This window comes from Staphylococcus sp. 11511212, from assembly GCF_011394755.1.
GTDB lineage: Bacteria > Bacillota > Bacilli > Staphylococcales > Staphylococcaceae > Staphylococcus > Staphylococcus chromogenes.
On record NZ_JAANBQ010000003.1, the window covers coordinates 747,579 to 759,665 of the forward strand.

At 31.4% G+C, this 12,087-nt stretch carries 9 protein-coding genes; all 9 read right to left on the bottom strand.

Annotated elements, in window-relative coordinates:
* Nucleotides 1-152: 152 nt before the first annotated feature.
* Nucleotides 153-1,496 carry a glycosyltransferase gene (locus G8Y84_RS05025; RefSeq protein WP_165806161.1) on the bottom strand — a complete coding sequence of 448 codons (1,344 nt, stop codon included), beginning with the start codon at nucleotides 1,494-1,496 and terminating at the stop codon, nucleotides 153-155.
* Nucleotides 1,497-1,513: 17 nt separating this feature from the next.
* On the bottom strand, nucleotides 1,514-2,332 hold the full coding sequence (locus G8Y84_RS05030) for a prolyl oligopeptidase family serine peptidase (protein WP_037571882.1): 819 nt from the start codon (nucleotides 2,330-2,332) through the stop codon (nucleotides 1,514-1,516).
* A gap of 19 nt (nucleotides 2,333-2,351) precedes the next feature.
* Nucleotides 2,352-3,269 (bottom strand): ABC transporter ATP-binding protein, encoded by a 918-nt coding sequence (locus G8Y84_RS05035; protein WP_107366530.1) that lies wholly within the window; start codon nucleotides 3,267-3,269, stop codon nucleotides 2,352-2,354.
* 5 nt (nucleotides 3,270-3,274) lie between these two features.
* Complete coding sequence (locus G8Y84_RS05040) at nucleotides 3,275-4,465, bottom strand: glycosyltransferase family 4 protein (protein ID WP_107370418.1); 1,191 nt, start codon at nucleotides 4,463-4,465, stop codon at nucleotides 3,275-3,277.
* A gap of 21 nt (nucleotides 4,466-4,486) precedes the next feature.
* Nucleotides 4,487-5,296, bottom strand: coding sequence for an ABC transporter permease (locus tag G8Y84_RS05045; protein WP_037571891.1), 810 nt, complete (start codon nucleotides 5,294-5,296; stop codon nucleotides 4,487-4,489).
* The gene (locus G8Y84_RS05050) at nucleotides 5,293-7,158 is read right to left on the bottom strand and encodes a hypothetical protein (RefSeq protein ID WP_037571893.1); all 1,866 of its coding nucleotides are present in this window, start codon (nucleotides 7,156-7,158) and stop codon (nucleotides 5,293-5,295) included. Before G8Y84_RS05050 ends, G8Y84_RS05045 begins: the two co-directional genes overlap by 4 nt.
* Nucleotides 7,159-7,172: 14 nt before the next feature.
* Nucleotides 7,173-9,734, bottom strand: coding sequence for a glycosyltransferase (locus tag G8Y84_RS05055; RefSeq protein ID WP_165806162.1), 2,562 nt, complete (start codon nucleotides 9,732-9,734; stop codon nucleotides 7,173-7,175).
* 1 nt (nucleotide 9,735) lies between these two features.
* A complete protein-coding gene (locus tag G8Y84_RS05060) occupies nucleotides 9,736-10,662 on the bottom strand; it encodes a hypothetical protein (RefSeq protein WP_037571900.1) in 927 nt (308 codons plus the stop codon).
* 120 nt (nucleotides 10,663-10,782) lie between these two features.
* The gene (locus G8Y84_RS05065; protein WP_103159134.1) at nucleotides 10,783-12,045 is read right to left on the bottom strand and encodes a nucleotide sugar dehydrogenase; all 1,263 of its coding nucleotides are present in this window, start codon (nucleotides 12,043-12,045) and stop codon (nucleotides 10,783-10,785) included.
* Nucleotides 12,046-12,087: the final 42 nt, after the last annotated feature.

Genomic DNA, 12,087 nt, shown 5'->3' on the forward strand with positions numbered 1-12,087 from the left:
AAAACGCCGATAGTTTATCCCACTATATAGAAAAGCGGACGAGTGAAATGATGAACTCATTACATTCGTCCGCTTTATTTTAAAGTTTTTAAGAAGCGCTATTTCCAACCTAAAAAGTAAGAGAGTGTTCCCTTCCTACAGTTTATATATATCTAAGAACGTTGCGCTTTTAATTTTTGTTTGACTTTACCCACATACGACGCTTTTGATTCTATCCGTTCATAAAGGGCTAATAATTTGGATTTTTCATTTTGCCAATTATAAATCATTTTGGCTTTTTCAGTGTTCGCTTTCGCATGTGCATATAAGGCATCATTCGTTAGAAATTCATTGACCGCTTGTGCGATATTATGAGAATCATGTGCATCAATAGCGATCCCGACTTCTTGTTCATTAACCACTTTGGCAATTTCTGGAAAATCACAACTGACTACTGGAACATGTGCCATCATATATTCAAACAATTTGTTAGAACTTGCAGAATAATGATTAAAACACACGTTTTGTAATACTTGGAAGCCTAAAAAAGCCTCTCTGGTAATACTAGGTAACTCTTGAAATGGTACTTTTTCTAAAAAGAAAATACGATGCTTTTCAGGGGATTTCGCTGCTTGTGCTTTTAATGCATTTATAAGTTTACCCGCACCGATAAACACGAGTACCCCTTCTTTAATATAAGGCATCGCCTCAATGAGTTTTTCTAAACCTCGACCTTGTTGTAATCCGCCTTGATAAAGTAAGATTTTTTCATCTTCTGAGATGCCTAATTTTTGATGAAGATTGACTTTAGGTCGTTCATTAATATCATACAACTCTGAATAATTGTATAAAGTTTGAGGATAAAAGCCATATAACTTTTCATTATGCTTAGCACGTGTATGATTTTCTACCATCATTTCATCAACGAAACGTAGTAGAAACTTTTCAATCTTTTTAATTTTTTTCGTATCATAGCCCGTACGATCCGTTTGAACCTCATGACTGTCATATATCAACGGTTTCGGTTTCAAGCGGAATTTCGCACATATAATGCCTTGAGGTAACGTATTTAAATCATTTGAGTGGTAAATATCTGATTTGCACAAATACCCTCTAATAATCATTCGTGCAATAATGGCGCTATTGATGACGATTTTTCGCACTTTTCGTTGTCTAATAGCCACTGCGCCTCCTAATAACATGAGGAGATAGCTCGATAAAATCATAAAGTTCACAAAAAACAAGCCTGCTGCGACCGCCATCGCAACACCCCCTATCATGATAATAAAGGGCTTTCCGTAATCCGCATACGTTTGTAGTAGCCAAGGGTACCGTTTTACACGATGCACACGAAAACGTGCATTTACTTTTTCAAAAGCTTTTATTGCAGGATTTTTAGGATCATTAATTGCAATTAAGTCCACATCATAGCCCGCTTCGGATAAAGCCGTGCATTCTCGATTAACCCGAGCGTCATTGGTGAAATGATTCCATACAAACATGCCTACTTTTTTCATCAAATATCCTCCTTACTTTAGTATATGTTCAGTTCTTTGTTTATTATCAAATTTACAATTTCTACCGTCTTATCTTTAGGAAGAGGACTATGTCCAGACTTTTTGTCATTGTAAAATAGAAAATTAATTTTAGAACTATCAAGATTATATTTATCTAGCATTTGCATAAAGGGATTAACGTGATTCTCCATATCCGATTTACTCAAACGATTTTGTATAAAAAATAACAGAGGCACATGCTTACATTTTTTCATTAATGCGGTAGATGAAAGCCTATCAGCGTATCGTTTATTCACTTCGTCAAAGCTCACCTCTTCTCCAAATACTAAATGATAAGCTTTTAATACTGCATTTCTTGAATATCTATGCACATAAGCTTGCGGATTATTAACAATAGCACATGAATTTCTATGTAAAGTGGCTAGCATTAATGAAATAAAGCCTCCCCCAGAACTTCCATAATAAGTCACATTTGAGTCTTTAATTTCAAGAAGCTCCGCTATTTTTTGGCTAATTCGTGCGTAATCTTCAACATAATATCGATCCTTTGTGCCTAATCCCCAACCTAATGAAACGTTACTGTTGTGAATAGTTCGATCATCTATAAACAAACAATTCGCATCAAATTCTTCACGCCAACTATTTCTTAAAAACACTGGAGGTGTAGATTTATTTAAATCAATCGCTCCATTAGAATGCACAAGTAAATTTTCATTATTCTCTTTAAGATGTAATAATATATAGAAATCCAAATTATCTACCACTAGCTTAATTTTTTGATTGTTAACTTTTATTAAATCATCTTTGGTTAATTCATCAAAATTTAATTCAAACATAACTCATTCCCCTTTTATACTACATTAATTGAAAACCAAGAGAGATTAGCCATCCAACAAATACTATACTTACAAATCCATAGGTTTTCCAAGAAACTTCTTGAAACGATTGATGTGGTGTATTCATGTTTGAATTTGCTTGTTGCTGTTGTATTTTCTTTTTTTTATATTCAATTTGTTCTGCTTTAGGCATTTTTTTTATTTTTTGAATTAATGCATTATAGCGTTTAATAACAGCATTGACATCATCATACGCGACCATTTGACCATAATGAATCCAAAGCGCTTTGTCACACATTTTTCTGATTTGACTTGCGGAATGAGAAACGAAAAATATAGTTTTACCATTCTCTTGGAACTCTTTCATTTTATCAATACATTTATTAGAAAACGTTTCATCCCCGACTGAAAGCGCCTCATCAACGATTAATATATCGGGATCCGTATGAATAGCAATGGAAAAACCCAATCTAGACTTCATACCACTTGAGTAAGATTTAAGCGGTTGATAAATAAATTCATCAAGTTCACTAAACTTTACAATATCATCAAACTTGTCATTAATTTCTTTAGTGGTCATTCCATGCATTAAACATTTATAACGTATATTTTCCTCTCCTGTAAAAGAGGGATTTAAGCCAGCACCAATAGCAATTAATGACGGCTTACCTGTTGTCCTAACTTCGCCATAGGTGGGTGATACCACTTGCCCTAAAATATTGGAAAGTGTGGATTTACCTGATCCATTCAATCCGATAATACCTACTGATGTGCCTTTTTCCACCTTAAAACTCACATCTTTCAATGCATAATAGGGTTTAAACTGATACGTTTTACCAAAAGTAAATAGTGAAAGCAATTTCTCTTTTCTACTACGGTTCAAATCGTATATCTTGGTGACATTTTCGCAAACAACATTATATTTACTGTCAGTCATTTGGTTCACTCCTTCAAGAAGTTAATCAATTCTTTAATGTTTGTTTCCCAATTCAAAAATTTATCTCTATAATGCCTAATATTTAATAATTGTGATTGATAGTATGAAGTGTCATTTCGATACAATAAAATCTGCTCTAACAATTCTGAGGGGGTAGCTTTCATTTTGGCAAAACCAATTTGATAATTTCTAATGTCCTCTGCCATTTTTCCACCAATATTTGTTACAGGTAAGGTATCGACACCTAATGCATCGACAATTTTACCTGGTAAAACATTTAAAAAGGTTTCATCTTCATTCAATATTGAAAGCGCAATGTGATGCTTTGATATTTCTTTAAGACATTTTTCCCGGCTCATTGCAGGTTTAAGGATGACATTTTCTAAATTTTCTACAGCTTGTCTAAATTTAGGTGCCTTCACCCCATATACGATGGCTGTAACTTTAATTTTATGGTCATTGAGTAATTGAAATAATTCGATTAAATGATTGACATCTTGCGCATATCCAATATTTCCGGTATAAACTACGCTAAATTCTGGAAATTTTTCCTCTTCAATACGCTCTTCTTTACTCACCGAATTAGGTATAAACTTGATAGGAATATCTTTAGAAATCATTTTTGTAATATGTTGATAAAACCCTTTATTATTAATCACTATTTTATCTGCACGTTGATACATAATTTTCTCTAGTAATTTTAGGAGAGGCCACGTATATTTCAACTTAATCCCTTTAATGCCATTCACACTATCAGGCCATAAATCTCTAATTTCTAAAATATATAACGGTCTTTTAGCCTTCTTTAACAGTAAAGTTGCCCATGCGATAAATATATTTGGACTTGTCACATAGATATAATCGTAGTCATTTTGATGTCTATATATAAAATACTTCACCTTCAAAAACTGCTCTATATAATAAAATAACCTTGCAATTAAATTTTTGTTTTGCTTTGCAAACGTCATTTTCATGCGAAATATTCTATCTTTTTCATATTGATTAATCAATTCATCATTAAAATAGCTTTTATCTTTAAAGAGTTCATGATTGGGATAGGATGGGTATGTTGTTAAGACATGTGTCTTTACATTTTCTTCTGTAAAATGTTTAAATAACATTTTCATTCTATTTGCTGCTGAACCTAGTTCAGGATAAAAGTTCTGTGTAATAATTAAGAGCTTTTTAGATTTCATAATTTAAACTCCTATAAATAATTATAAATAATCTAGAATTCTCTTTCTAAATTTAGTGTGAACGATGGCACCAATAGTTATTAATAGTAATGTCGTCACCCAAAAATAAATATGATCGGACCAAGTCCCGTAAACTGCTGTCTGAGGATGAATAAACGCTGTTCGATAAACACCTATGAGATATGCAAATGGATTTAAGCTCGCTAATTTAACTAATATACCGTGTTGTTCTTCTAAAACCCAAAAAATAGGCGTCATAAAAAATAGCATTCTGATCACGTTTTGAAGTAAATTTTTAGTATCACGTACGATAACAGTTAAAGTACTCATAATTAAAGAAATACCAAAAATGATAGCAAAAGATCCTATCATAAAATACACAAACCAAAAATAATGCCATAATGGGACATAATGATTAAATAAAGAAATAATGAAAACAATCAGTGTAGTAATCAGCAAATTGATCATATTGTTAGTTAAAGCAATAGATATAAATATAGAGGATGGGAATTTCATTTTTGACAGGAGCCCTATATTTTGTTGTATTGCAGTAGCTCCTGAATTGATGCCTTGCGATATAAATAACCATGGAAATAATCCTGAAATAAGGTGAACAATAAAGGGCACACCCATCACTGAGCCAGCGCTACCTCTCAATCCAAGTCCAAATACGATGTAATAAACAATCACTTGTAATAAAGGTTGTAAAATATTCCAAAAGACACCTAAATAATGGTTCGCATATTGACTTTTCATGTTATAAATAGCTAATTTCAAAATCTTTGGCAGATTAATGATTTGTTCTTTAAAAATACTAATTATAGCTCTCATTCTATTACCTTCTTACATAAGTGGATTTCCTTGATTTGAAGTATAGCCGCATTAATCCACGACTTTTTATCGATGTTTTGCGTTGATTGCATCACTATACTCGTTTGAGAATGAGGTGGAATGAACATTTCAACATGTTCATAACCTAAATCAACGATGTCATATTTTTTTGAATCTATATGTAAAAATATTTTCCCTCTACCTTTTTCATTTTTATAAAACGTTCGGATAGCTATTTTTACATTTTCCTCCTTATGATTGACAATATTTATTTTATAAGTCTCTTCCCTGTTAAACGCAGCATGACTTAGCTTCAATTGAATACTTTGTGCCTCATTTTCTTTAACAAAATCAGACGTTAAATACTCTAACTGCAATTTATTTATCTCATCCGTTTCACTTTGTGGCTTAAGTTGCTTTTTTAAATCTAAGTATTTATCGTATAAATTAACATTAGTATTTATTCCAAAAAATTGCAGTAAAGGCCAACTCTCATTAATAATGGAAGTATGAAATTCCATATTTTTTCTAGCCTCATAGTTCATATTGATTAAGCTAAATAAAATATATCTACAATTAATCAGATTATATACCTCCATATAGGGATCGCTTTCTTGTAAAATCGTACTATGCCATCCGTTCATACGAGATTCAAGATACAAAATATCATATGGATGATATCCTTTTTCTAGAAACTCGTTTATTTCGTTTCTTGTGATAAATTCATTTAGTACTCTCTCAATCCATTGTTCATCTTTTATCTGGGACCACCTTTTCAAATAATGTACAAAATCCATTATTTTACTCTCTTGACCTTCTAGCTTTGGCGGCCGGACTCCTTTAGATAGTTCGAAAAGCGTTGATTTTATATGCGCGACATTTTGAAACTGTTGATCTTCACTATAGTGCTGAATAATATATTTAGAATGGTCCGATTCATAATAAGAATATAAATTTTTGACTTCTTCATTTATATTGGTTTTATTTATGCTAAAAAATTTATGCTTTAGATTAAGTTGTTCTACCAAATATGTTACTGCAGTATAATCATTTTGATATATCTTTCTTTGCGCCTCTGACATTTCCTTATCATCTGTTTTTAAATAAGTGAAAAATAAAGTGTCTGGTATGTGGCTTTTCAACAAAGCTAATGTAAGTCTTGAATCATATCCTCCAGTTAACGAAACAACCACCGGACGATTAAGATTAAAAATAAATTCAACCATTTCCTTCATTAAAGGGAGCACTTGTTTTACAACATTGCTTGTCGCTATCTCTTTATAGGTATTGATTGGAAAAATCCTTTTCAACGTATGATTATTCAGTTCAAATCGAAAATTAGAATTGAATTTGTATATATTCTCATACTTACTTAAATCTAAAAATCCTTTCATTTTAGGATGTATGGTAGCTTCTTCAATATTGTAAATTTGTTGAAGCAATTGATGTAATATTTCTGAGTGTGAAGCATAAATATTTTTTTCACGATGATAATATAATGAAAGAAATGACGTTGCATCATTATAAAAATAGAGTTTTTCCTTATCTTCTATAAAAATAGCATAAGCCCCATTGAAATATGACATTTCATTAAGAAACACTTCTGAGTCAATGGTATGTTGTAGTAAATCACTTACAATATTTTTCAATTTCTTTTGGCTATCTCTTACATCCACAATATGGCCGAGTACGAAGACATTAAAATCTAAAATCGAATCAGAGAAATGGTTAAAATCTTCCGTGTAATAAATAGATTTATGCTTAAATTCAAATTTTTTATACCCTTCAACATTAAAGAGCATACTGTTAGATGCGACAAAATAACATTTTGAGAAATTAATCAATTGTAAGTGATTTCCCATACAACTACCACCTTTTATTTCATTTTCACTTCATTTAAAAGCTTTGATATATACTCATCTAATTCAACATCTTTTGGTCTCTCATAATTGTGATAAAGCTGATAGATTTCTAAAAATCGCTTAATAGCTTCTTCTCTTTCTTCTTCTTTAACTTTATTCAGTCTTGGCATATACCACCCTTTTATATACAAATTAAAACGATTCTCCATATATGAATCCATTAATTTATGCTTTTCAAGAAATGGAATACGTTCTAGTTCAAGCTTATAGTACTTATCAAACAATTTTTTTGAAATAGAATTCGTTACAGATCCAGTTACTGCTGCGTAATACATGTGAATTGGAACTTTGATTCCGAGTACTTTTTTACAATAAATCATGAGCTCCTGAAAGAATACAGTATCTTGACCTGCTGCACCTTCAACCATTTTGATGTTATTTTGACTAATTATTTCTTTTTTAACCATTAGCGCCTGAATGCTTTGTGCTCTTAGTCCAGCATTTTTTAAATATTTTCCTGTGTTTGTGATTAAAGCACTGTCATTGTTGTATTTTTTGATGGTTCCGTAATAATTAAACACAGATCTCTTTTGATTGTCCTCTTTAATAATATTGCCAACCACCATATCCAACGAAGCATCTTCTACTAAGTTTTTATATAATTCAGCATACCCATCACCGATAGCTTCATTATCTGGATCCAAATAAGTAATGTACGGTGTCGTCGCAAGTTCTACCCCTTTATTTCTTGGTCTTGAGGCACTACCCGAACCAGACTCAAATCTGAAATATACGATATTTGGATATTTTCTTCTTAAGCGCTGAATCACCTTAACCGTTTCTTCATCTGTTGATCCATCATCAACAAAAATTATTTCAAGCCTATCGAACATAGAAGATCTTCTAAGACTTCTCATACATTTATCTTCTAAATAACGACCATTGTTGTGTATAGGTACAATGACACTTACTAAATCATTTTTACTTATAATTTGCTTTTCTTCATAAAATAACTCTGCATCGTCTAACGTATACCCTATGTTAAAACTCATGTTTTGATAGCATTTCGCATCAAACATTGTTAAATACTTATCTTCATAAGCATTCGTATATTCATGAACATTTGTCTCACTATTTATTACTTTTTTAACGAAATCAACATCTGTATAGTAAAATGCGCTTATTAAGTCAGCTAAATAGTACTCTTCATAATTATAACTTTCATTAAAAAATGTTATAAAGTCTAATTCATGAATACGATCATTCAACTCATCTTCCGTGATTAATACTTTTTGAACATTCATTTGGCGTTGAAACATTTCAACAAGCATATCCGTTCTTTCTGGAACAACAACTCCTATGATTGGTGTATTCGTTGTACTAGGTAGTCCTATGAAGTTTGCAATTTCATCTATGCGGTGATAAGTCGTATTTTCCAACATCACATTTCGTATGTTTTTCGCTTGAAACTCTCTTAATTCACTTTGTGAATGATTATTTATGATTGAACCCACATCTGTCTTATCATTCACCATAAAGACATTTGGAAATTGATTATTTACACCTACAGAATAATTAGAAATTAAAAGATTTCCAAAGGCTTGTAATTCAAAGACACGATTTGCAAACATTGACTCTGAATATTTGACAGAATTGACATTAATAGCCCATCTGAAAATTTTGTGTGTTTTCATTAGTGCATCATGCGTTAATGACCCCGTTATATATGGGATATATTTTTTTGGAAATAAATAACGTTCTCTTTCTAAATGAAGATTTCGATCAAAAATTGTGAAATCGTTGTCACTCATTCGTAAGCCATCAAATATTCTCTCTAAATCTTTATTTCTTTCTGGATACTTTTTCGTCCAACTCCCAGCGAATATCACTTCATTTTGATGTTTTCTAGCCTCAGCTGTTCTTGTTCCAATTGGATTATGATAGTGAGGGTTAATACCGAATTGTAAGACTTTGACATTAGTGTTATTCGTATATTCTATGTAATCATTTACCACTTCTTGTGCAGTGGTAAGTATGTAGTCACATTTTGTTGCAATGTCTTTAAATAAGTGAAAGTTAACCGGGTCTTCTTTAGAATAAAATACTAATGGCACTTGGCGTTCTACCAATTCGTCTAACATACTCATTAAATGCATTCTCATCTTACTTTTAGGACTCGCTGCGCCTTGCCATGACTCATCTATTCCTCTCCAAGTCGTCGCAACGATGACAAAATCAAACTCCAGGTTTTCCAGTTGGGCATTGCTCCCAATGTATGTAATATCTACAATATCTTTAAAAGAATTATATAAAAATTCATCTGCAATGATGCCTACTTTATATTTAGGCTTTTTTAAGATTCTTGAGCCATTGCTTGCTTTCTCTTTTTCCAATTCTTCCTTAAATTGATCTATAAAATGTAACTTGCCCTTCTCTTCTAGCAATTTAAAGTAACTATGTAAGTCATCTGTATTTAGCGTTTCTTCTAAGCGATTAAGACCTTGTAAATAGTCATATTTAAGTAATTTAACTACTTCATTAAGTTGCTCTTGTTTATTCTGAGGATTACTACTCATATTACTTCCCCCATTTTTTTCTCATATTCCAGTATTTAATTTGTAACTTACCTAATTTAGAATTTTTTAAATTTTGATATCTTTCATTTACGCGACTAGGATTATCAACGCTTTCAGTATAGCCTTCCACGCCGTTATTAATTTTATCTTTGACGAGGGAAATCAATAGTTTTTTCGATTTTTTTCTTTCATTTAAAAAGTTATTAATTAAATCATTAATCTCCGCATTTTCAGTTGGATTATATGTCTCTAAAGTACTTAAAATTTTATTTAGCTCAACGTCATCGACATACTTTAAATCAACCCAAAATTTTTTATTTTCACATTCCACTTTTCCTATCGATTTATTAGGGAAAATCATTAACAATTTATAGATATCGTTTTCATTATTTACTTTAGTTTTAAATTGGCTATCCACAAATAATTCTTTATCTCTTGGTAATGTTACCTCATACTCAACGTTATATCCGACATCTAAATCCGACGATTTCATAAATCCAACAAATCTTTCTTTTTTATAAAGTAATTCGTAAAATTCATCATTATAATTGATTAGACCTTTGGACGTTAAATACTTTTTTTGAATATCTTCTGTAAATGATTTTGTAAAATTGTATTTGATATTTAATTCATTTTGAATATTGGCGCCTTCTTTAAGAAAAACAATTTCGTTAGTTTTGTTATAAACGTAATATGAACTTTCTAAATTCACCCAACCAATTTCTCTTTTTCCTTTTATAAAACCAAATAATCTATCATTAATCATTCTAGTACTTAACACTTTATACACTTTATGATTAAAGGGTTCAACTGTCCCTAATTCTTCAGTTAAACCTTCGTCTCTATACAAAAATTGATTATTAGGTTCATCCAAAAAAATATTGAAAAGAATATCATTCGTAATAATATAGTCTCTTAACCCTCGCATAAATTAACCTCTCATTTGAAAATATTAAAATAAAAAGAGTTTGTAAAATTTCAACTCGGCAAACTATATAAGATTCATTGACCGAATATTGTATTTTTACAAACTCGTTTTAACTACTAATTATTTTTCATCAAATTCGTACAAGTTTCCGTAATTGTAATATTGAACAGTTTCAAATTCAGTTTGCACCACATTTTTAGTGTCAAAAATCACTTTGTCTTTCATAGCACTAAAATCAGCATCTGTTAAATGTTTAAATTCTGAATGATCACTTAAAATTAAAACTAAAGAGGCATCTGTTACTGCTTTATTAATATCTTTTTCAACAAAATCTAATTTAACATGCGGATCATAAGTCACAACTTCTAGACCTTGTTGTTGACGTAATAACTCATAAATATCAAATGCTGGAGATTCGCGAATGTCATCAACATCTCCTTTATAAGTTAATCCAAAGACAACAATTTTATTGCCATTTAATGTTTGAATCATATTTTTCGTTTTCTCTACAACATACTCAGGCATAGAGCGATTGACTTTACGCCCTGTTTGAATAAGCGGAGAGTTTTCAGGATCTTTAGCGATAATAAAATAAGGATCCACCGCTAAACAATGACCTCCAACACCTGGACCTGGTAGATGAATATTCACACGTGGATGTTTATTAGCCATTTCAATCACGTCTAATACATTAATGTTTAAATTATTACTAATCTTAGCCAGTTCATTAGCTAACGCAATATTTAAATCACGATATGTATTTTCCATTAATTTACTCATTTCAGCCGTACGTGCATTCGTTTCTATCATTTCACCTTTTACAAAGGTACTGTAGACACGTTTACCTGCTTCAACACACGCAGGAGTGATACCACCAATAATACGGTTATTATTAATTAATTCTTCTAAAATTTTTCCTGGTAAAACTCTTTCAGGACAATGTACAAGGTATAAATCTTCTCCGATTGTAAATCCTTGTTCTTCTAGTAATGGTTTTACATGGTCATCCATTGTTCTAGGGGCAATCGTAGATTCTACAATCACTGTATTACCTTTTTTTAAATATGGAATAATACTTTTTGTCGCAGCCATCACAATTGAAATGTCGCATGATTCATATTGATCATCGTTATTTGGTGTTGGGACGGCAATAATATAAGCATCCGCTTCTTCAGGGGTTTGAGAGGCTTTGAACTTACCTGTTGCTAAAACTTCTTCATATGCTTCTTGTAAGCCTGGCTCCTCGATATGAATATGTCCTTGATTTAGACTTTGTACAGCTTTTTCATTAATATCAACACCAACAACGTCTACACCATGTTTGGCGAACATTATAGATGTTGGTAATCCGATATATCCTAATCCAACAGTAGTTAATTTCATTTCATACACCCTTTAAGTTAGTTATTTTTTTCAAATATCTCA

Coding starts and splice junctions, on each gene's coding strand:
- G8Y84_RS05045 (WP_037571891.1), bottom strand. CDS start 5,296: ATGAGAGCTATAATTAGTATTTTTAAAGAACAAATCATTAATCTGCCA.
- G8Y84_RS05030 (WP_037571882.1), bottom strand. CDS start 2,332: ATGTTTGAATTAAATTTTGATGAATTAACCAAAGATGATTTAATAAAA.
- G8Y84_RS05060 (WP_037571900.1), bottom strand. CDS start 10,662: ATGCGAGGGTTAAGAGACTATATTATTACGAATGATATTCTTTTCAAT.
- G8Y84_RS05065 (WP_103159134.1), bottom strand. CDS start 12,045: ATGAAATTAACTACTGTTGGATTAGGATATATCGGATTACCAACATCT.
- G8Y84_RS05055 (WP_165806162.1), bottom strand. CDS start 9,734: ATGAGTAGTAATCCTCAGAATAAACAAGAGCAACTTAATGAAGTAGTT.
- G8Y84_RS05025 (WP_165806161.1), bottom strand. CDS start 1,496: ATGAAAAAAGTAGGCATGTTTGTATGGAATCATTTCACCAATGACGCT.
- G8Y84_RS05050 (WP_037571893.1), bottom strand. CDS start 7,158: ATGGGAAATCACTTACAATTGATTAATTTCTCAAAATGTTATTTTGTC.
- G8Y84_RS05035 (WP_107366530.1), bottom strand. CDS start 3,269: ATGACTGACAGTAAATATAATGTTGTTTGCGAAAATGTCACCAAGATA.
- G8Y84_RS05040 (WP_107370418.1), bottom strand. CDS start 4,465: ATGAAATCTAAAAAGCTCTTAATTATTACACAGAACTTTTATCCTGAA.